Source organism: Streptomyces sp. NPDC002690 (assembly GCF_053592415.1).
In genome coordinates, this window is record NZ_JBSFVR010000062.1 from 1 (window position 1) to 19,682 (window position 19,682).

The 19,682-nt window shown below is 70.4% G+C and carries 18 protein-coding genes, 2 tRNA genes and 1 pseudogene; 8 read left to right on the forward strand and 13 right to left on the reverse strand.

Annotated features, from left to right (window positions below; translation table 11 throughout):
- From ACWD3D_RS11260 to ACWD3D_RS11275, 4 genes and pseudogenes are all read right to left on the reverse strand, one after another.
- Nucleotides 1–598 (reverse strand): annotated as a pseudogene (locus ACWD3D_RS11260) (hypothetical protein); the annotation flags it as partial.
- Nucleotides 595–1,233: an aminodeoxychorismate/anthranilate synthase component II gene (locus ACWD3D_RS11265; RefSeq protein WP_451460639.1), complete on the reverse strand. Its 639-nt coding sequence runs from the start codon at nt 1,231–1,233 to the stop codon at nt 595–597. The gene ACWD3D_RS11265 and the pseudogene ACWD3D_RS11260, both read right to left, overlap by 4 nt.
- The gene (locus tag ACWD3D_RS11270; protein WP_451460640.1) at nt 1,230–1,415 is read right to left on the reverse strand and encodes a hypothetical protein; all 186 of its coding nucleotides are present in this window, start codon (nt 1,413–1,415) and stop codon (nt 1,230–1,232) included. Before ACWD3D_RS11270 ends, ACWD3D_RS11265 begins: the two co-directional genes overlap by 4 nt.
- Nucleotides 1,416–1,532: 117 nt before the next feature.
- A complete protein-coding gene (locus tag ACWD3D_RS11275) occupies nt 1,533–2,300 on the reverse strand; it encodes a DUF881 domain-containing protein (RefSeq protein ID WP_451460641.1) in 768 nt (255 codons plus the stop codon).
- 137 nt (nt 2,301–2,437) lie between these two features.
- Between ACWD3D_RS11275 and crgA the strand changes: the two genes are divergently transcribed.
- Nucleotides 2,438–2,692, forward strand: a complete 255-nt coding sequence (gene crgA / locus ACWD3D_RS11280) for a cell division protein CrgA (RefSeq protein WP_451460642.1) — start codon at nt 2,438–2,440, stop codon at nt 2,690–2,692.
- Between the two features lie 481 nt (nt 2,693–3,173).
- On the opposite strand, the gene ACWD3D_RS11285 is transcribed toward crgA, so the two are convergent.
- Both ACWD3D_RS11285 and ACWD3D_RS11290 read right to left on the reverse strand, forming a co-directional pair.
- On the reverse strand, nt 3,174–4,079 hold the full coding sequence (locus ACWD3D_RS11285; RefSeq protein ID WP_451460643.1) for a rhomboid family intramembrane serine protease: 906 nt from the start codon (nt 4,077–4,079) through the stop codon (nt 3,174–3,176).
- Between the two features lie 252 nt (nt 4,080–4,331).
- Nucleotides 4,332–4,859: a peptidylprolyl isomerase gene (locus tag ACWD3D_RS11290; protein ID WP_451460644.1), complete on the reverse strand. Its 528-nt coding sequence runs from the start codon at nt 4,857–4,859 to the stop codon at nt 4,332–4,334.
- A gap of 327 nt (nt 4,860–5,186) precedes the next feature.
- Between ACWD3D_RS11290 and ACWD3D_RS11295 the strand changes: the two genes are divergently transcribed.
- Nucleotides 5,187–5,897 carry a DUF5324 family protein gene (locus ACWD3D_RS11295; protein ID WP_451460657.1) on the forward strand — a complete coding sequence of 237 codons (711 nt, stop codon included), beginning with the start codon at nt 5,187–5,189 and terminating at the stop codon, nt 5,895–5,897.
- A gap of 300 nt (nt 5,898–6,197) precedes the next feature.
- Nucleotides 6,198–7,508, forward strand: coding sequence for a PP2C family protein-serine/threonine phosphatase (locus tag ACWD3D_RS11300; RefSeq protein WP_451460645.1), 1,311 nt, complete (start codon nt 6,198–6,200; stop codon nt 7,506–7,508).
- Between the two features lie 30 nt (nt 7,509–7,538).
- Here the strand turns inward: ACWD3D_RS11300 and ACWD3D_RS11305 are convergent, their stop codons facing one another.
- Nucleotides 7,539–8,702, reverse strand: coding sequence for an ROK family protein (locus tag ACWD3D_RS11305; RefSeq protein ID WP_451460646.1), 1,164 nt, complete (start codon nt 8,700–8,702; stop codon nt 7,539–7,541).
- 520 nt (nt 8,703–9,222) lie between these two features.
- Here ACWD3D_RS11305 and ACWD3D_RS11310 point away from each other — a divergent pair.
- Nucleotides 9,223–12,498, forward strand: a complete 3,276-nt coding sequence (locus tag ACWD3D_RS11310) for a glycoside hydrolase family 3 protein (RefSeq protein WP_451460647.1) — start codon at nt 9,223–9,225, stop codon at nt 12,496–12,498.
- Nucleotides 12,499–12,710: 212 nt separating this feature from the next.
- Here the strand turns inward: ACWD3D_RS11310 and ACWD3D_RS11315 are convergent.
- A tRNA-Ala gene (locus ACWD3D_RS11315) sits at nt 12,711–12,783 on the reverse strand.
- Nucleotides 12,784–12,944: 161 nt separating this feature from the next.
- Here ACWD3D_RS11315 and ACWD3D_RS11320 point away from each other — a divergent pair.
- On the forward strand, nt 12,945–13,493 hold the full coding sequence (locus tag ACWD3D_RS11320) for a helix-turn-helix domain-containing protein (RefSeq protein WP_451460648.1): 549 nt from the start codon (nt 12,945–12,947) through the stop codon (nt 13,491–13,493).
- Between the two features lie 186 nt (nt 13,494–13,679).
- Nucleotides 13,680–15,074, forward strand: a complete 1,395-nt coding sequence (locus ACWD3D_RS11325) for a protein kinase domain-containing protein (RefSeq protein WP_451460649.1) — start codon at nt 13,680–13,682, stop codon at nt 15,072–15,074.
- A 91-nt stretch (nt 15,075–15,165) separates the two neighbouring features.
- Here ACWD3D_RS11325 and ACWD3D_RS11330 read toward each other — a convergent pair whose 3' ends face one another.
- Together ACWD3D_RS11330 and ACWD3D_RS11335 are read right to left on the reverse strand one after the other, a co-directional pair.
- Nucleotides 15,166–16,524 carry a hypothetical protein gene (locus ACWD3D_RS11330; RefSeq protein ID WP_451460650.1) on the reverse strand — a complete coding sequence of 453 codons (1,359 nt, stop codon included), beginning with the start codon at nt 16,522–16,524 and terminating at the stop codon, nt 15,166–15,168.
- 280 nt (nt 16,525–16,804) lie between these two features.
- On the reverse strand, nt 16,805–16,939 hold the full coding sequence (locus ACWD3D_RS11335; protein WP_003958712.1) for a DLW-39 family protein: 135 nt from the start codon (nt 16,937–16,939) through the stop codon (nt 16,805–16,807).
- A gap of 328 nt (nt 16,940–17,267) precedes the next feature.
- Between ACWD3D_RS11335 and ACWD3D_RS11340 the strand changes: the two genes are divergently transcribed.
- Together ACWD3D_RS11340 and ACWD3D_RS11345 are read left to right on the forward strand one after the other, a co-directional pair.
- Nucleotides 17,268–17,630 (forward strand): DUF6344 domain-containing protein, encoded by a 363-nt coding sequence (locus ACWD3D_RS11340; protein WP_451460651.1) that lies wholly within the window; start codon nt 17,268–17,270, stop codon nt 17,628–17,630.
- Nucleotides 17,631–17,818: 188 nt separating this feature from the next.
- A complete protein-coding gene (locus ACWD3D_RS11345) occupies nt 17,819–18,127 on the forward strand; it encodes a DUF6234 family protein (RefSeq protein ID WP_451460652.1) in 309 nt (102 codons plus the stop codon).
- Nucleotides 18,128–18,198: 71 nt separating this feature from the next.
- Here ACWD3D_RS11345 and ACWD3D_RS11350 read toward each other — a convergent pair whose 3' ends face one another.
- The 3 genes from ACWD3D_RS11350 to ACWD3D_RS11360 form a co-directional block, all read right to left on the reverse strand.
- Entirely contained in the window at nt 18,199–18,741 is a 543-nt protein-coding gene (locus tag ACWD3D_RS11350) for a GNAT family N-acetyltransferase (RefSeq protein ID WP_451460653.1), read from the reverse strand.
- Nucleotides 18,742–18,952: 211 nt separating this feature from the next.
- Nucleotides 18,953–19,029: transfer RNA gene (locus tag ACWD3D_RS11355), tRNA-Ile, on the reverse strand.
- 71 nt (nt 19,030–19,100) lie between these two features.
- A complete protein-coding gene (locus ACWD3D_RS11360) occupies nt 19,101–19,667 on the reverse strand; it encodes a DUF3566 domain-containing protein (RefSeq protein ID WP_266706619.1) in 567 nt (188 codons plus the stop codon).
- Nucleotides 19,668–19,682: the final 15 nt, after the last annotated feature.

The window sequence follows — 19,682 nt, forward strand, 5'->3', positions numbered from 1 at the left end:
GTGTCCGGTCTCGGTATCCGTCTTGTGGATCACGATCCTGCCGGGGCCCGGAGGGCTGCCCGGGACTGGTCGCCTGCGCGGGACCCGCCGCCGGAGCACCGCCGCCCGGAGCGGTCACGGCGCCCGTGCCGGAGCCCGACGTGGTGGGGCCGGCCGGTCCGGACGCGGCCGACTGCCGCTCCTGGCCGTACCAGTCCCGACGGTAGCCCTCGGGGTCGTACCACTCGCCGGGCTCACCGGACGGCCCGAGGCCCGCCTGCGGCCCGTACGCGGCCTGTTGGGGGTTCTGCTGCCGATGGGGCCGGTCGGGCTGCCGCGGTGGCTGTGGTCGCCCCGTACGGGCCCGCAGGGAGCTCTCCACCACCACGCCCTCGACCACGCGTCCCCCCGCGGGCGGGCGTTCGGCCGGCGGACCGCCCGGCACGCTCTCCACCGGCCCGTCCCCGCCGTGGCGGGCCCGGGGCGGGGCATAGCCGCCCGGCAACGGGTCGTTCAAAGGGTCCGCCAGCCGGCCCACCGCGTCCTCGAACGAACCGTCCGTCCCGCGTCCGGGCGGGTACTCCTGCCCGGCGTCGTGCTCGGGACGGAGTGCGGTCACGCGACGGCCTTGCCCACCACCGGCGTGAGCCCCGCCGATCTGTCGACCGCGCCCGCGTCTCCGCACCGGACGAGCCAGTTGGCCAGCATCAGGTGGCCGTGCTCGGTGAGCACCGACTCGGGGTGGAACTGCACGCCCTCGACCGGGAGATCGCGGTGACGCAGCCCCATGACGATGCCGTCGGCCGTGCGCGCGGTGACCTCCAGCTCGGCGGGAAACGCGGAGGGTTCGGCGGCCAGCGAGTGGTAGCGGGTGGCGGTGAAGGGGGACGGCAGGCCCGCGAAGACGCCCTGCCCGTCGTGGATCACCGGTGAGGTCTTGCCGTGCAGCAGCTCGGGCGCCCGGTTCACGACCCCGCCGTACGCCACCGTCATCGCCTGCATGCCGAGGCAGACCCCGAAGACCGGGACTCCCGTCGACGCGCAGTGACGCACCATGTCGATGCAGACACCGGCCTGTTCGGGAGCTCCGGGGCCGGGCGAGAGCAGGACCCCGTCGAAACCGTCCTGGGCGTGGGCGGTGGTGACCTCGTCGTTGCGGACCACCTCGCACTGGGCACCGAGCTGGTAGAGGTACTGCACGAGGTTGAAAACGAAGCTGTCGTAGTTGTCCACGACCAGAATGCGTGCGCTCACTGCCCTGCCTCCGCTCCGGCGCTCTGGCCGTCCACCGTCACGTCACCGAACGGGAGCAGCGGCTCCGCCCAGGGGAAGACGTACTGGAAGAGTGCGTAGACGACTCCCAGGACGAGCACGAGCGAGATGATTCCCCGCAACAGCGCGTTGCCCGGCAGATGGCGCCAGATCCAGCCGTACATGCTGCCCCTCCATTCGGTTCGGAACCAGACTAAAGGTCGGTGGCCGGGACGTGGGGCAGCTGTGGAAAGCCACAGGATGCGGCGGAAGGCCGTCCTCCGTCACGCCGGGGACCGTGCCTATCCGACGGGCTCGGCGTAGTGGAGGTCGATCGTGCCCGAGTACGCCGGCAAGGTCGCGCCGTCGTCCTCGTCGAGCTTCCAGCCGAGCCCGTACGCCTTCACGTACAGCTGGTAGTTCTGCAGGGCCGTGGAGGCGTCGAGCGCCGCGCGGAGCTTGTCGGGATCGCCGACGGCGGTGACCTTGTACGGGGGCGAGTAGACGCGCCCCTGGAGGATCAGGGTGTTGCCCACGCAGCGGACGGCACTGGTGGAGATGAGCCGCTGGTCCATGACCTGGATGCCCCGTGCGCCGCCGTCCCAGAGCGCGTTGACCACGGCCTGGAGGTCCTGCTGGTGGATCACCAGGTCGTTGGGCTGGGGCTCCGGATAACCGGGGTTGGCGGTGGCGTCGGGGGGTGCGTCGTCGAGCGTCACGCTGACCGACTTCCCGGTGACCGCCGTGGTCCCGGCCGACTTCTCCAGCGCCTCGCGCCGGGCGTCCTGAGCCTCGGTGCTGCCGTCGTCGCGTTGGGCGAGCGCGTCGATCTGCGCGCGCACGGCCGCGTTCGAGTCGGTCAGCAACCCGTTCTTGTCGCTCCGCTCACCGATGAGGTCGGAGAGCTTGAGCAGGGAGGAGTCGCTGCGGATGTTGGTGCCCTTGGCCGTGTTGGCACTGGTCACGAAGATAAGACCGGCGAGTGCGAAAACGGCAGCGGTGAGCGCCCGGACCGGCCACTTCGAGGTGCGCCGGGCCGTCCCTTCGGGAGAGTCCGCGAGATTGCTCAACGTACCCTTATCTCATCAGGCGCCATGGAAGCACTACGCTAACGGACGCCCGGGGGAGGCAGCTTCCCCCTAGCGCCCTCGGGCGCCAGCCAAAGATCACTGCGCGGTCACGCAGCGCATCGACAGGAGCGTTCCTCGTGCCGAAGTCACGTATCCGCAAGAAGGCCGGTTTCACGCCCATCGCGGCGAACCAGGCGACCAACATCAAGCTGGGCAATCGCGGCTGGATCGCTCCGGTGATGCTGGGGCTCTTCCTCATCGGACTGGCCTGGATCGTCCTGTTCTACGTGACCGACGGCTCGCTCCCCATCGAGGCGCTCCACAACTGGAACATCGTGGTCGGCTTCGGACTCATCGGCGGTGGCTTCGCCGTTTCCACGCAGTGGAAGTAGTCCGCTGACCCGGCTTCCCCCCTGCTCCTGCCGCTTTTCGGCCGCGGCACGCGCGACAACTGCCTGACCCCGAAGAACCGCGTCACCCGAGATACCGGCGGAACCCGTGCGCCTGCGGAGCCCGACCGGCCCTCCTGGTGCCCGCCCCTGCCTGCTGCCGCCCTGTCCCACCGACTACGGGCGGTCGCCGGACCGGTGTCGTGCGCCCGGACGCCCGCAGGGAACGGGCTTTTCGCGGCCCTGCCCCGAAGTTACCCACAGAGTTATCCACAACCGGGGGAAAAGGTCAGACGATCTGTGGATAACCTGCGCGGAAGTTGACGCCGGTGTGACTACAGCCTCCCTCATCGAGGGGGGCTGTACCGCCTTTCTGGGCCAGAAAGACCCTGTTCAGCGACAGCACGAACACCCGTACCCCACTCTCCGCGTCCTCACGACCCCACTCTGTGGATAAGTCCATCTCGGGAGTGGACAAAATCTGTCAGGTCAGCGAAGCGGTTCGCGCAAGAACGATCAGGACCGACACCATCAACACCAGTGCACAGGACCCGAACTGCACCAGGTTCCGCCGGGCGCGAGGCGCGTGCACCAGGGCGACGGCGATGAGCGTTCCCGCGACCAGACCGCCGAGATGGGCCTGCCACGCGACGCCCGGCCGCAGGCTGAAGAGCACGTTCAACGCGAGGATGACGAGGGCCGGCCGCAGGTCGTAGTTCATCCGCCGCATGAGCACGACGGTGGCGCCCAGAAGACCGAAGACGGCACCGGAGGCTCCCAGGGAGCCCTGGTTCTGCGCGCTCATCCAGTAGGTGACCGCGCTGCCCGCCAGCCCCGACAGCAGATACAGCGCGAGAAAGCGGAGCCGCCCGAGCGCGGCCTCCAGCGGCCCGCCCAGCCACCACAGCCCGAGCATGTTGAAGGCGATGTGCAGCAGCTCCTCGTGGAGGAAAACCGAGGTGATCAGGCGGTACCACTGCCCCTCGGCGACCCCGGTCAAGCTGCCGGGGAACGGCTGCGGGTCCCAGGCGCGCCCCACCAGCAGCAGGTCCTGGACCAGCCACGACCTGCCGGTGAGCCACACGGCGGCGAAGACCGCCACATTGATCGCGAGCAGGATCTTCGTGACCAGCCGTGGATCGGCCGCCACCGCGCCGCCGGTGAGCGTACGAGGCCGTGCGGCGGCCGGGTGATGGCCCGTACCCGCGCCGGTCCGGACGCATTCCGGGCAGTGGAAACCCACGGAGGCGCTGATCATGCACTCGGTGCAGATCGGGCGCTCGCACCGGACACAGCGGATTCCGGTCTCCCGGTCCGGGTGGCGGTAGCAGAACAGCGTCTCCCCGCCTTCCTCGGACGGGTCGCGTTCCGTCGGCGGCTGCTGGTCCATCGGTACCGACCTCTCGGTCCGTCGCTGCCAGTCCTGTCACTGCCAGTCCTGATCCGTTATGTAACCGTACGGACCATCGGCCCCGATGGTTCCCCGCGCGAAAACCCACCGGGGGAGGACAGGCGGTCGATCGACAGGGCCGCGGCCCAATGCCCTTGGTCGAATGGCCGGCACATCAATGGCCGGCGGTCCGCGGCTCAGTGGCGAGCACGGTTCGGCAGTCCGCGGCTCAGCGGTGCGCGGACCGGTGTCTCACCGTTGCTCGACCAGGACCGACTCCAGTACGACGTCCTGAAGCGGCCGGTTCGTCCGCGGGTTCGCCGGGAGCGACGCGATCGCGTCCACGATCTTGCGGCAGGCCGCACCGGGGACCTCACCGAAGATCGTGTGCTTACCCGTCAGCCATGCCGTGGGTGAGACGGTCACGAAGAACTGCGAACCGTTCGTCCCCGGTCCGGCATTGGCCATGGCCAGCAGGTACGGCCGGGTGAACGCGAGATCGGGATGGAACTCGTCCGCGAACTCGTATCCCGGCCCCCCGGTGCCGTTGCCCAGAGGATCGCCGCCCTGGATCATGAAGTTCTCCAGGACCCGGTGGAAGACCGTCCCGTCGTAGAGCCGGCCGGCGGACCGGGTGCCCGTCGCCGGGTGGATCCACTCCCGGGCACCGGTGGCGAGGTCGACGAAGTTCCGCACGGTCCTGGGGGCGTGGTTCGGCAGGAGCCGGATCTCGATGTCGCCCTGGCTCGTCCTCAGGGTGGCGTACAGCTGCTCGGCCACGGTCTGCCTTCCATCCATCCTCGGTCTGCGCGGTGAAACTCCCCGATCCTCGCACGGCGGACTCTCCCCGCGCGGTGGCTGCGGACGGCACTTCTCCCGTGCCCCGTCCGGGCGCTTCACCGGGACACACCCTGCGGGCAGGCGTCCGTACGGCGCGCCTCCTCCTGAACCGTGGCATCGTCGTCCACGCACTCCATGATTCGGATTGACCGCATTTGTCCCATGCCCCGGATGCCCGTCCCGCATGCCGCAGAGAATCCCCGCAGGCATGATTTCGGCATGGGCGGACAGGCGGAGTACCTACCCGCCACCAAGGAGGAGGATCCCGTGACCCGCATCGACAGCGTGCGCGCCGCAACCGACTCGGCGAAGGAAAGCGCGCAGCACGCCGCGGAAGTGGTGGCGCCTTACGCCGACACAGCCAAGATCCAGGCCGCGCACTACGCCAACGAGGCTCGTGTGCGCCTCGCACCCAAGGTGTCGGCCGCAGCGCAGCAGGCCCGCGTGCAGTACGTCGCGCATGTCGCGCCGCGCATCGACCAGGCACTCGCCCACGTCCCCCCGAAGGTCGACGACGCCGCCCGGGGTGCCGCCGTACGGACCCGCAAGGTGGCCAAGAACGCGGCCGGCTACACGGTGCCCCGCTTCGAGTACGCGGTGGCCGCGGCCACCCCGGTCGCCGAGGAGGCCCAGGTACGCAGCGCCGCTGCCCTGGCCGCGCTGCGGGGTCAGGTGACCGCCAAGGACATCAACCGGCTCGCCCGGAAGAACGCGCGCCGGGCGAAGACCGGTCGGTTCGTCAAGGGATTCCTCGTCTTCTCGCTGGTCGCCGGTGGCGCCTGCGCCGCCTGGCGCTGGTGGGACAGGCAGGCCAACCCGGACTGGCTGGTCGAGCCGTCGGAGCCCACCGCGGTCCACGACGGCCGGGCGCCGCTGACCTCGGTCGACGGCACCGACCTGGACCCCGAGGTCAGGGCGAAGCAGGCGGAAGCCGAAGCGGGTGACCCGAACGGGAAGAACCGCGACGACCGCCCCTGAACCGTCCGGCCCGATCCTCTCCGCGCCGCCCCATGTTTCACGTGAAACGGCGCACCCGCCGAGCCGCCATCGCTCCACCGAGTCCGCCTCGACCGAGGGGCGTCGGACGACCTTCGTGTCGTCCGACGCCCCTCGGTCGCATCCGGAATCCGTCCGCGAAAACCGTCTCCGAAACCCGTCTCCGGAACCGGTGCGGGCGGACCGCCCGGACGCGCGGATGCGTGGGGTCGCAGACCGTGTTTCGCTGGCCAGGTGCCCTCCCGCTCTTCTCCGCACGCCTCCCCGCCGGGGTCCGATCCGGTGCCCGCTCCCCCTGGAAGCAGGCTCTTCCGTCGGCAGCCCCGGCTGGACAGGGCGCTGCTGGTGATCATCGGCCGGCCTCGCCGCCGGCTCGGCTGGCTGCTGCCGCTCGCGCTGCTCGTGGTCGTCTGCTTCGCCGACTGGAACACCTCGGGCGACTTCCGGGTGCTGTCCTGGCTCGTGGTGGTTCCGGTCGTGGCCGCCGCTCTCTGCCCGGTGGGCACCACCGCACTGTTCGCGGTCGCCGCCGTGATCGCGTACCGCGTGATCGACCAGGCGTGGGAGCACGAGTACCGCGCGGGACTGCCCGACTTCATCCTCGTCTCCATGGGCGGGCTGCTCGCCATCGCGGCCGCCTGGCTGCGCCGCCGGGGGGAGCGCCGCGCGCTCTCCGTCCGGAACGTCGCGGACACCACGCGGGCAACCGTGATCCGACCGCTCCCGCCCAGCTGGGGCGGGCTGCTCCACGCGCACATCTATCTCCCCGCCGACGCGGAAGCCCGGCTCGGCGGCGACTTCTACGACATCCAGCCGAGCCCCTGGGGAACCCGCGCACTACTGGGTGACGTGCAGGGCAAGGGCCTCGGAGCCGTGGCGGTGGCCGCCAACCTGCTGGGCACTTTCCGTGAAGCCGGCTTCCACCAGCCGGACCTGCGAGTGGTGGCCGAGCGCATGGAGATCAGGATGGAGCGCAACCGGCTGTACGAGCAGGCGATGGGCTACAAGGACGGCGACCGGTTCGCCACCGCCGTGCTGCTGGACTTCCCGCCGCCCGGATCGGGCGAGGGATTCGTCGACGTCATCAACTTCGGGCACGATCCGCCCTTCGCGGTCAGCGCGCGCGGGGTACGCCTGCTGGACGCGGGCAGCGGCATGCTCCCGCTCGGCCTCAACGAGCTGGTCCCGGTGTCGGACCGGTCCGCGGGACCGCACCGGGTGCGCATCGCGGAGGACGAGACGCTGCTGCTCACCACGGACGGGGTGACCGAGGCCCGCGACCGGGCGGGCGACTTCTTCCCGCTGGCCGAGGCGCTGGAGGTGGCCGTGGCCGAAGACCCGCATCTCGCCGAGTCGCCGTACCGACTGGTCAGAGCGGTACGGGACAGGATGCTGCGGCATGTCTACGGGCGGCTCCAGGACGACACCACGATCTTCGCCGTACGGCTCGCGTCCGCGTCTTCGGAACCCGTCCAGCCGGCGCTGTCCTTCAGCCGGTGGACGGAGATCTCCCCGGCCACCACCGCGCTGCCCGGCCGCCAGGACTCCGCCACGCTGCCCAAACGCCAGGACACCCCCGAGCCACCCCACTGACACACGCGCGGCAGACCCGGTGCGCGCGGCTCAGTGCGGTACGAGCGTCGTGGCGAGCCGGAGGGCGCCCAGCAGCTCGGCGCGGGTGCCGAGCCCGGCGGGAAGGATGTCCAGCCCGGCCGCTATGGCCGGCTGGGCGTGCTGACGGATCGCGGTGGCCACGCCTTCGACCAATGCCCCCGTGGAGGTACCCAGCTCCCCGCCCACGATCAGTGCCGAGGGGTTGAGGAGGTTGCAGAACGAGGCGAGGACGCCGCCGAGCGTTCGGCCGGCGCCGTCCAGGATGCGATCGGTGACGGGATCGTCCACCTGAGGGAGGAAACGCGGGCCGGAGACCACTCCGGGGTGGGTGTGGGCGATCTGCGCCGCGAGGGCGGAGACCGACACCACGGTCTCCAGGCAGCCCCGATTGCCGCAGCGGCACATCTCGGTGTGTCCCGGCAGCTGGGTGTGCCCGATCTCGCCCGCGTACCCCAGTGCCCCCCGGTACGGCATTCCGTCGACGACGATCCCCGCGCCGATGCCGTGGGAGACCTTGACGTAGAGAAAGTCGGTGTAGCAACGGCCGACTCCGAGGTGAAGTTCGCCGTACGCGCCGAGCAGGGCGTCGTTCTCCGTGTGCACGGGCACGCCGAGGCGCTGTTCCAGCTCCTTGCGGGGAGCGAGCCCCACCCAGCTCGACAAAATGGTGGGGGAGCGGACGAGCCCCGATCCGGTGTCGAGCGGGCCGGGCACTCCGGCGACGACGGCACCGAGCCGGTCGATCCCGAACGATCCACGCAGTCCCTCGAGCAGACCCGCCGCCAGGTCGATCGCCTCGACCGCCCGGAGATCGACGTCGAGTTCCACCCGTTCCTCGGCGACGGGATGGCCGAAGGAGTCGCCGAGGGCCACGTTGATGTGGTTGTGGCCGAAGTCGATGGCCGCCACGGGGGCGTCCCCGTCCCGAGGGACGACGCGGAGCACCGCCGCGGGCCGGCCGCTGCCGGAGCCCGGTCCGCCGCCCTCCGCCTGCGTCTCGGTGACGCGTTCGTCGGCGAGCAGCCGGGTCACGGCGTGGTTGACGGTGCTCCGGGAGAGTCCAGTGAGTTCGACGATCCGCGCACGGGTGAGATGGCCCGCCGACCGGATGTGCAGGAAGACGTCCTCGCGGGTCCGTGCGCGGGGCGAGGAGCCTGCTGGCGTCTGAGGCATGCGCAGATCCTATGGTCATGCCGCCCGTCCGCGGCGGGTGTGCGACGACTCCTGTTCACCCTCAAGTACCTCCGTCCGTAACCCCATAGCCCTCTGTCTCCGTCCGGCGCGCACGAAAGCCATGCGAGGGCCTTGGTACCGACAACCTGTGAACCGAGTTCGCGAGCCATGAACCTTCTCGGCGCGCCCGGCAGCCTCCTGCCCGTCCGGTGTCTCCGGAACCGGTTCCGGGGCCCGTTCACTCTCAACAACCCCTCTGACGTGCCCTTATAGCAGACGGTCCGTCCAGTGTCACGGCGTCGGACCGGCCGGAATCGCCATCTTTCATTTAGCCAATCAACGGTCGAAAACCTCGCGAAACTCATAATGTTTTTGCCATTGACCACAGAAAAAGACGCTCTTAGGGTCAGCTCAGCTCACGCCGAGCGGACGACCCTTCCGCAGACCTCCGGGCAGGAGGTTTGCCCGTCCGGCGTGAACCTCCTATCTGGACATTGCGGTTGAGAGAGGACTTACTGACATGTACACCACACGTCACCCCAGAGGTGCGCGCCGCGGCCGGGCCATCGCGATCGCCGCCGCCACCGCGGTCGTCGCAGGCATCGTCTTCACCGGAGTTCCCGCGGCCACCGCGGCCACCTCCGACCCCAACCCGGCGGCGCTGGAGCTGAAGAACGCCGCGCTGTCGCGGGAAGCCGCCACCCAGGGCATGGTCCTCCTCGAAAACCACGACCACGCGCTCCCGATCGCCAAGAAGGGCAATGTCGCCCTGTTCGGCGTCGGTGCCTACAAGACCGTCAAGGGCGGTACGGGCTCGGGCGCCGTCAACAACCGGTACACGATCTCCGCCCGCCAGGGTCTGACCGACGCCGGCTACAAGGTCACTACGAGCGACGCCTACTGGTCCGCGATGACCCAGGCGTACGACACCAAGTACCCGGCGAGCGCGACGGGCAGCGTCTTCGGAACCGCCGTCGACTACTCCTCCGTCGAGCAGCCGCTGACCGCCGCCAACGTGGCGCCCTCGGCCGCCACCGACACCGCGGTCTTCGTCGTGGCGCGGAACTCCGGCGAGGGCTCCGACAGGACCTCCGGCAAGGGCGACTACCAGCTCAGCGACGTCGAGCGCGCCAACCTGAAGGTGCTCGGCCAGACGTACAAGCGCGTCGTCGTGGTGCTGAACACCGGCGGCATCGTCGACACGTCGTTCTTCCAGGAGATCAACAGCGAGGTCAAGAACGCTCCCGGCGGACAGGCGCTCGACGCGCTGCTGCTGATGAGCCAGGCCGGCCAGGAGAGCGGCGCCGCCCTCGCCGAGGTGCTCAACGGCACCGTCACCCCGTCGGGCAAGCTCACCGACACCTGGGCCTCGCAGTACTCGTACTACCCGGCGTCCGCCACGTTCGGCAAGAACGACAACGACCCGCTGACGGAGCAGTACACCGAGGGCATCTACGTCGGTTACCGCTACTTCGACTCGCTCTACAAGAAGCTCAACCCCGCCGACCCGTCGAGCGTCGTCAACTACGAGTTCGGCTACGGCCAGTCGTACACCGACTTCGACATCAAGGCGCAGCAGGTCAAGGCCGACGCCAAGACCGTGAAGGTCACCGCCAAGGTCACCAACACCGGCCGCACCTACTCCGGCAAGGAGGTCGTCCAGGTCTACGTGTCGGCCCCGCAGACCGGGCTCGACAAGGCGTACCAGCAGCTCACCGGCTACGCGAAGACCGACAACCTCGCCCCGGGCCAGTCCCAGACGGTGACGATCAGCTTCGACACCACCTCGCTCGCCGCCTACGACGAGTCCCGCGCGGCCTATGTCCTGGACGCCGGCGACTACGTGGTGCGCGTCGGCAACTCCTCCCGGAACACGCACGTCGCGGCCCGCCTCAACCTCGCGAAGTCCGTCGTCACCGAGCAGGACCACACCGAGCTGGCCGACCAGAAGCCCGCCACCGAGCTCACCAGCTCCACGGCGGACTTCTACACCTACCCGGGTGAGAAGTCGGAGATCGCGCGGGCGGACCGGATCAAGCTGAACCCGTCCTCGTTCCGTACGGAGAAGAAGGCGTCGCCGTACCAGCAGAACGTCTCGGTCGACTCCTCGTCCCCGTACTACGCCCTCGACGGCGACAAGATCTCTTCCACCACGGTCTACCTCGACCCGAAGCAGAAGAACTGGGAGGGCACCGGCTCGGCGTACGCCCCGAAGACCGGTGAGCAGGTCAAGCACGTGTCCACGAACACGGCGACCACCCTGTACGACGTCGCCAAGGGCAAGGCGACCATGGAGCAGTTCGTCGCCGGCCTGAGCGTCTCCCAGCTCGCCGACATCGTCGAGGGCTCCAGCGCCGCGGGCACCACGCTCACCGCCAAGGGCGCCGCCGGCTACACCACGCCGAACTACGAGAAGCTCGGCATCCCCGGCATGGCGCTGTCGGACGGCCCCGCCGGCCTCCGCCTCACGCAGCAGATCGGCACCGGCGACGCCGCCACCTACCAGTTCGGCACCGCCTGGCCCGTCGGCACCCTGCTCGCCCAGAGCTGGGACCGCGACCTGGTCGCCGAGGTCGGTACGGCCGTCGGCGAGGAGATGCAGGAGTACGGCGTCCAGCTCTGGCTCGCGCCCGGCATGAACATCCACCGCGACCCGCTCAACGGCCGCAACTTCGAGTACTACTCGGAGGACCCGCTGATCTCCGGCCTGACCGCCGCGGCCACCACCGAGGGCGTCCAGTCCATCCCCGGCGTCGGCGTGACGATCAAGCACTTCGCCGAGAACTCGCAGGAGACCAACCGCACCACCAGCAACTCGGTGATCGGTGAGCGCACGCTGCGCGAGATCGAGCTCAAGGGGTTCGAGATCGCGGTCAAGGCCGCCCAGCCGATGTCGGTGATGAGCTCCTACAACAAGATCAACGGCACCTGGACGGCGAGCAACTACGACCTGCTCACCGACCTGCTGCGCGGCGAGTGGGGCTACAAGGGCACGGTCATGTCGGACTGGGGCGGCAGCCACGGCTCGCTGACCTCGATGTACGCCGGCAACGACCTCATCGAGCCCGGTGGCAACCCGGCCGAGGTCATCAACGCCATCAAGCGGGTGGCGCCGACCACCGACGTCACCGGCCTGCCCGTGTACAACCGGACCGTGACCACCACCCGCACCTCCTACACCTGGCAGTTCGGTGGGTTCACCCCGTCGGCCACCGGTGGCACGACCCTGGCCACCACCGTCGACGCCAAGACCGACCTCTCGAAGACCCCGCTGTCCGGCGAGACCGTCCGGGACGCGTACAACAACCAGGTGTTCACCCCGAACGCCAAGTACGCCTCGGTCGACGCCGCGTACAAGGCGGTCGCCGCACTGCTCGACCCGAGCGCCGCCGGGCTGACCGCCGCCCAGAAGGCCGGCATCAGCCTCACGAACGTCCAGCACGCCACGGCCGGTGACGACACCAGCCCGGTGGTCGCCTACACCGTCGCGATCAAGGGCGACTACCCCGCCCAGGGCTACCCGCTGCGCCTCGGCGACCTCCAGCGCAGCGCGATCCGCGTCCTCACCACCGCCTCGCAGAGCTCGGCGTTCGAGGAGCTCGCCGGCCTGAACGGCGTGAAGGGCATCAAGGTCGGCCCGTACACCTCGCAGTTCAAGAACCTGGAGCCCGCGGTCACCTCGACGCTGAGCAAGGTCTCCAAGGCGTCCGGCAGCGAGCACGGCTCCGACAACAAGGGTCACGGCTCGGACGACCACGGCCACGGCTCGGACAGCAAGGGCCACTCGGGACACTGATCCCAGGGGCGGCGGCACCCCACCCGGCGCCGCCGCCCACCAGGCACCTCTCGGAGCGCCTCCGACCCGACTCCCCTCGGGCCGGGGGCGCTCCGGCGCGTTCGGGTACGGCGGACGGCAGCAGGTACCCGAACGCCCTCCGGCCGAGCTCAACAGACACGAAAAAGACCCCTCCGCACTGCTTTTCCGCAGTCCGGAGGGGTCTTGTCACGTGGAGCCTAGGAGATTCGAACTCCTGACATCTGCCTTGCAAAGGCAGCGCTCTACCAACTGAGCTAAGGCCCCGAACAACGAACGCCGCCGTCCACGTCTCGCACGTGGGGCGCCCGTCGCAGACCAGAGTACCGGGTCCCGGCGGGTTTCCCACAAAGAGATAGGGACTCCCGGGGGACGACCACTCTCCGTAAGATGTCCGACTAGGTTCGCAGCAGCGAAGGGGAGGCGTGATGGACGCAGCGCAGCAAGAGGCAACCGCAAGAGCGAGAGAACTCCAGCGCAGTTGGTACGGGGAGCCGCTCGGCGCACTCTTCCGCCGACTGATCGATGATCTTGGCCTGAATCAGGCCCGGCTCGCGGCCGTACTCGGACTGTCAGCACCCATGCTCTCCCAGCTGATGAGCGGCCAGCGGGCCAAGATCGGCAACCCCGCGGTGGTCCAGCGCGTCCAGGCGCTCCAGGAACTCGCGGTCCAGGTCGCTGACGGCAGCGTCAGCGCGGGCGAGGCCACCGACCGGATGGACCAGGTCAAGAAGTCCCAAGGAGGATCGGTTCTGTCCAGCACCGGTCAGACCTCGACCACCGGCGGAGCACCCACCGTCCGTCGTGTCGTCCGCGAGATCCAGTCGCTGCTCCGGTCTGTCTCGGCGGCCGGCGACATCATCGACGCGGCCGACTCCCTCGCCCCGACCCACCCCGAACTGGCAGAGTTCCTCCGGGTGTACGGCGCGGGCCGCACCGCGGACGCCGTCGCGCACTACGAGGGACACCAGAACTAGGCCGTGAACGAGGCCGTGGCCGACACGGCCGAGCCCCGGAGGCGGGCTCACCGGTAGCGGCACCAGGACCGGCCGCACGCCTCGCGTCGGTGCCAGGGACTCGCTCGACGCCCCTGGCACCGGGTCGCAACCGGAGTTCAGGCACCCTGCACCATCCGGCACAGGACGGGGAGCGGACACAGCGCAATGGGTGAGGTATTCGCCGGCCGGTACGAACTGGTCGATCCGATCGGACGCGGCGGCGTGGGCGCCGTCTGGCGCGCCTGGGACCACCGGCGCCGCAGGTACGTCGCGGCCAAGGTGCTCCAGCAGAGCGACGCGCACACACTCCTGCGTTTCGTGCGCGAGCAGGCGCTGCGCATCGAGCATCCCCACGTACTCGCGCCGGCCAGCTGGGCGGCCGACGACGACAAGGTCCTCTTCACCATGGATCTCGTCAGCGGCGGTTCGCTGGCCCATGTCATAGGCGATTACGGCCCGTTGCCGCCGCGCTTCGTGTGCCTCCTGCTCGACCAGCTGCTCTCGGGGCTGTCGACCGTGCACGCCGAAGGCGTGGTGCACCGTGACATCAAGCCGGCCAACATCCTGATGGAGGCGACCGGTTCGGGACGCCCGCACCTTCGCCTGTCGGACTTCGGCATCTCGATGCGCAAGGGCGAACCCCGGCTGACCGAGACCAACTACGTGGTGGGCACCCCGGGTTATTTCGCTCCGGAACAGATGATGGGAGCCGAGCCCGACTTCCCCGCCGACCTCTTCGCGGTGGGGCTCGTCGCGCTCTACCTCCTGCACGGCCGCAAGCCGGACTCGCGGGCGATCATCGAGCACTTCGTCACCCACGGCACCCCCGGCGCACCCCAGGGGGTGCCCGAGCCCCTCTGGCAGGTGCTCGCCGGGCTGCTCCAACCCGACCCGCAGGCCCGTTTCCGCACCGCGACCGGTGCGCGCAAGGCGCTGGCCGCGGCCGTGGAGATGCTGCCCGACTCCCCCGCGGAGGAGGAGCCGGTGGAGGTGTTCGATCAAATCGGGCCACTGCCGGAAGGCTTCGGCCCCGAGGGCCCGCTCAGCAGCCCGTTCGGCCCCCCGCCCGGGGGGATTCAGGGCAACGCCCTCAGCGCCCCACCGGCGGGTCCCCAGGGGCCCGGTGGCGCCGCCCCGACCCCCGGCGGCGGTCAACTCCCGCACCAGGCGCCTGCGGTGTCCCACCAGCCCGGCCCGTCGGCTCCCGCCCCCGCTCCGGCCACCTCGCCCCTGCCGTCCATGCCGTCCATGTCGGAGACCGGCAGCTTCCATCTGGCCCCGCCGCCCGCCCCGTCTTCGTGGCCCGCCGCCCCCACGCCCTCCGCGGCTACCGCCGCGACGACCCCGGGGCACCCCGGACCGACCCCGACGCGCGGCTACACCGCGCCCCACGGCCACCCGGCCGGCGTCGCAGCGGCGGCACCCTCCGCTCAGCCACTCCCCACCGGGCCACGGGCCCGTGCAGCACGGCCGGGCCCCTCCCCGAAGGTTGCCGTCCCGGTCCTGCTGGTCGCGCTGATCTGCTTCGCCGTCGGTATCTGGGCGCTCACCCAGGCCTGAGGGCCGGCCGGTCCACCCACCGGGTGCCCGGCACGGCGCGGCAGCAGCGGTACGGCACCGGCGCGGTGGCCGCCGCCGGACCTGCGGGTCGCTACCAGGCTTGCGGCGGCCCTCCGTACGGCGAGGGCCGCCCGGCGGTCCCGTCGGCGGCCACCGGCGCTCCCGCCCCCTGCCGGCGGCGGGCCAGCAGGGTCCAGACGCCGAGCCCCAGCACCAGCACCGTCCCCGCGCCGATCCCGGCCACACCGACGAGCCGCATGGTCGCGCTCTTCGCGGCCTGCGGCGCGCTCTGGCCGCTGCGTGCCATGTCCCGGTCTTCGTCGCTGACACCGAAGATCCCGGCGTCACCGGCGTACGGAGACGCCTGCGCGTCGTTCCTCACCTGGACCGTGAGGGTCAGCTTGATCGGACCGGCGCCGTACTCCTTCGCCACCTTGGGGCTCAGGGCCACCGACACGTAGTACCAGCCGGCGAAACGCATCCCGGAGACGCCGGTCGCGGAGGCGTAGCGATTGCTCCAGCCGACCGGGGGAAGCGGGTCGAGGGAGACGGACGCGGGCCGTCCGGAGTACGAGAGGACCTCCCCTTCCACGTGTCCGCGCGCCGGGTTCGCGAGCGCGAGCGAGAGCGCGTTGCCGAGGAAGGTGGTCGAGGCGTTGTTGTTGCTCAGCTCGGCGGTGACGAAGAGCTGCTGTCCCCAGTCCACCGGAACCCGGTAGAAGCGGGTCTGGCCCGGCGAGACGGCGTCCTTCCACTCACCCGGCTCCAGACCGGTCGCGTCGTTGAACCCGGTACCGCCGGAGCGGGTGGCGCGGGGCGCCGACGTGGGCAGCGGGGCGGGCGATTCGGACGCGAACTCCGTCGCCGCAGTGGTGGGTTGGGAACCGCCTGCCTTCAACGCGGGCTCGACGTCGTGGCGGATCTCCAGGTCCCACTCCTCGGGGGAGGAGGTCTCCTTGGACTTCCGCTCGATCAGGACGTCGTACGCCCCCGCGTCCTGGCAGTACGAACTTCCCTCCTTGACGGTCCGTACCGCGTACGCGGAGATCGGGCGCGCGAACTCCGCGGAACCGACGAGGGCGTCCCCCGAACCGCAATTCGAGTCGTTGCGATCACGGATGGACACGGTGATCCCGTCGCCGTAGGCGACTTCGCCCTCCGCGGACCTGGGCACCGCGACCACCGAGACGTACGCGTCCGAGGCGGCGTCCAGGTTCACCCGGTAGTAGAGCTTCTCCCCGGGCTTGATCGAACTGCGGTACACCGAGCCGGCGTCCAGCACCGACGCGTCGGCGTTCGCCACCTTCCCGGTCACCTGCTTCGCGCCCGGATCGAAGGCGTACGGGGCCGGGTCGGCCGCGTACGCGGTCCCGGACAGGGCCAGTACCGCACACATCACGGCGACGGCCGCCGACGCCGCCCGGACGCCCCTGCCGATCTGCCTCTTCACGCGCTCCCCCTCGTCGTCCCGGCGACCGCCCGGCGCCCCGGCCGCTGCCGCGCACACCCCGCGGCGACACCACCGGAGCGCTCGCCGCTGCGCGGCGGCCTCGATCGATGCGCGTCCATCCTGCCCCGGGGGCCCCTTCGCTGTCTGCGACCACGGCGGATCGGTGCCGTTTCCGGGACGACGGGACCGGACGACGGGCCCAGCAGCGGCGGGAATCAGCCCCGGACAGCACGAAACCCCGGCCGCTCGGCGGCCGGGGTTTCTCACAGACTGCGTCGTCTCACACGCCCGAACCTGCGGGCACGGAGTCGGTCGCCTCCGTCCACAGATCCTGCTCGGCGCGATCCGCCTGGATCTGGCGGTACACGAGGAGCCCGCCGATGGCGGCCAGTGCGACCAGGAGAAGCTTCTTCACCGCGCGACCTCGTCTTTCCTAGGTATTGAGGGACTTCTGCCGCCCGACTATACACACCGGCCGATACCGATCGGTGACCTGCCCGGGCCCCCGCAGAAGGCCCCGCCCCGGGCGATCCCCGAGGTCGGCGGACCTCTCGGACCACCCTCAAAAGCTCCCTCCGGCAGCCCTTCTGGCAGGTCCTGAGGCGTTCCACCAGCCCGGTTGCACCATACGAGTGGTGTTCATCAGAAGATCGGCGCACCGGTGGCGTCGCTCCCAGAAATGCGCTTCTTCATCCACATCATCAGAAAGGTAAGCAAACCGGACCACCTGAAAGTGAGGGGCCATGAGCGCCTTCAAGGTCAAGAACCTCTGGACAGCCTTCATCACCGCCTTCTTCGCCCTCCTCGCCTCCCTCGGCCTCGCCGCGGCGAACGCCTCGGCCACGGAGCAGCAGCCGACGCACACGAAGACCCAGGAGCACACGGGTGCGACCGCGGCAACCGCGACCACCCCGTCGGTCCGATGGACCCTTCCGCGTGACAGGGCGCTCCCACCGACGATGAAGCAGCGCATCCGCGCCGAGGCGCACGGCTCCTCACCCGCCACCAGGCACCTGCCCGCGGACACCGCGAACGCCCCCGGCACCGAAGCGGCCCGCACCAACTACGAGGCCACGGAAGGCGAGTCCCCGCTCCCCCCTCCCTGATGGCCCGCACCACCGAAGACTTCAGGCCCCCGGCCCGGTACCCACCGGCCGGGGGCCTTCCCGTGTGCCGGTACCCCCCGCACGCGACGCGACCCGGGCTGAGTAGCCGTGCTCATGTGCTCCGTCCGGCGCCCGAGCACGCTGGAACGCGTACGGCAGGCAGCTTCGGCAGGCAAGGGGTGGTTGCTGTGGAAAAGGCTCGACCGTCGACCGGCCGGCAGGCCGGCCTCAGTGCGGTTCTTCTCGTCGTCGACCTGATCGTCATCGGCTGGCTGGTGTTCCGCTACGGAATGACCGGGTGGGCCGACTCCTACGACGACGGCAACCCGCCCGAGGCCCCCCACGAGGCCATGCGCGCGACATGGATCCTGTTCGGCGCCGCCGTCGTCACGGGTGGCGGCTTCCATCTCCTGCGCTGGCGTACCTGCGGCACCGTGCAGCTGCTCGTCCTGGGCGCCGGGGCCGCCCTGCTCGCCAGCCTGGCCGCCGGCGGGTAGCCCGTCGGAGGCTACTGGGACCGGCGGCGCGCACTGCCGGGCCCCCCTGGGGCCTGTGGGAGCGGGAGGGGTCACGGACGGTTCAGGGCCCAGGTCTGCAGGACGAAGGGCCGGCCCTTCTCCTCACCCGTGATCAGCGGCACGTCGAGCAGTCCGAAGCCCGCCTTGGCGGCCACGGCGACGCTCGCCCGGTTCTCGGCCTCCAGCTCCAGGATCACCCGCTCCGCGCCCAGCTCCCCGAAGGCGTACGCGGCCATCAGCAGCACCGCCCGCGGCGCGAGGCCCCGGCCCCGGTGCGCGGGACCGATGGCATAGCCGATCTCCGTGCCCTCGGGGGCACGCCGCAGCATCACCTCGCCGAGCGGCGCACCGCCGTCGACGGTGACGGCGAGCAGGATCGTGGTGCCGTCCGCCCGCGACCGCCGGGCCAGGTCCAGCCGCGCCCGCGCGGCCGCCTCGCCGAAGGGGGAGACGATCGGCGTCCAGTACGCGGTGTCGGGGTCGTCGAACAGCTCCGGCATCGCGGTCAGGTCGGCCTCCGTCCAGTCGCGGAGGACGAGGCCCTCCCCCGAGAGTTCGAGCCGCTCGGGAAAGGACGGAGTGGTACCGCTCATGGTGTGGGCCTCCCTGGCCTGTTCGGGACGGAGCAGAACAGCCGCGAGACCGTCAGGAACTCCCTCGCGCGCTCTCCGCGGACCGCCTGCCCGGGGCGGGGACCGGCCGGCCCTGACGGTCCTCGGCGAATTTCCCGAGGCCCCACCGATCGGCCGACCGCACCGGATACGCCGAAGGCCCCTCGCCGTTTCCGGTGAGGGGCCTTCGTACTGGTGGGGCTAACAGGATTTGAACCTGTGGCCTCATCCTTATCAGGGATGCGCTCTAACCAACTGAGCTATAGCCCCGCCGCGCTGCTGCGCTGACTTCTGAAGATTAGCGCACGTCGGGGCCAGTCCCAAAATCGATAGCCCGCGGGCTACTCGTCCTCGGCCAGCGTGAGCTCCACGCCGCCCACGAATCCCGCCGACAGGTTGTAGATGAAGGCGCCCAGCGTCGCCAGCGCGGTGGCCAGCACCACGTCGATCACCGCGATGACCGACGTGAAGATGAGGACGCGCGGCAGCGAGAGGAACGACTGCAAGTCGAAGCCGTTGCTCTCGTTGGAACCCGTCGCCTCGCTGATCGTGCCGCCCACGGTGGAGAAGACGCCCATGGCGTCCATCACCATCCACAGGACCGCGGCCGCGACCACGGTGCAGATGCCGAGCGCGATGGAGAGCAGGAAGCTCACCTTCATCACCGACCACGGGTCGGCCTTCGACACCCGCAGTCGTGCCTTGCGGGTACGCGGAGTGGTCCGCGCCCCCGTCCGCGGCAGACGTACTCCTTGCCCACCGGTGGCCTGTCGGCCCCCCGCCGGCGATTCGTACGCCTGCGGCGGGTGGTAGGGACCCGCCGTCCCTTGCGCGGGCTCCCGCTCACCGGGCAGTGGCCCGTTCGCGTAGCCCTCGTATTGGGGCTGCGGGCCCCGAGTGTCCGTCACAGTGCCCCCTTGGGA

Bases quoted from the DNA above. Each gene is read 5' to 3' on its own strand.
- ACWD3D_RS11320 (WP_451460648.1), top strand. From the start codon at position 12,945: ATGGACGCAGCGCAGCAAGAGGCAACCGCAAGAGCGAGAGAACTCCAG.
- ACWD3D_RS11325 (WP_451460649.1), top strand. From the start codon at position 13,680: ATGGGTGAGGTATTCGCCGGCCGGTACGAACTGGTCGATCCGATCGGA.
- ACWD3D_RS11270 (WP_451460640.1), bottom strand. From the start codon at position 1,415: ATGTACGGCTGGATCTGGCGCCATCTGCCGGGCAACGCGCTGTTGCGG.
- ACWD3D_RS11305 (WP_451460646.1), bottom strand. From the start codon at position 8,702: ATGCCTCAGACGCCAGCAGGCTCCTCGCCCCGCGCACGGACCCGCGAG.
- ACWD3D_RS11340 (WP_451460651.1), top strand. From the start codon at position 17,268: ATGAGCGCCTTCAAGGTCAAGAACCTCTGGACAGCCTTCATCACCGCC.
- ACWD3D_RS11310 (WP_451460647.1), top strand. From the start codon at position 9,223: ATGTACACCACACGTCACCCCAGAGGTGCGCGCCGCGGCCGGGCCATC.
- ACWD3D_RS11350 (WP_451460653.1), bottom strand. From the start codon at position 18,741: ATGAGCGGTACCACTCCGTCCTTTCCCGAGCGGCTCGAACTCTCGGGG.
- ACWD3D_RS11285 (WP_451460643.1), bottom strand. From the start codon at position 4,079: ATGGACCAGCAGCCGCCGACGGAACGCGACCCGTCCGAGGAAGGCGGG.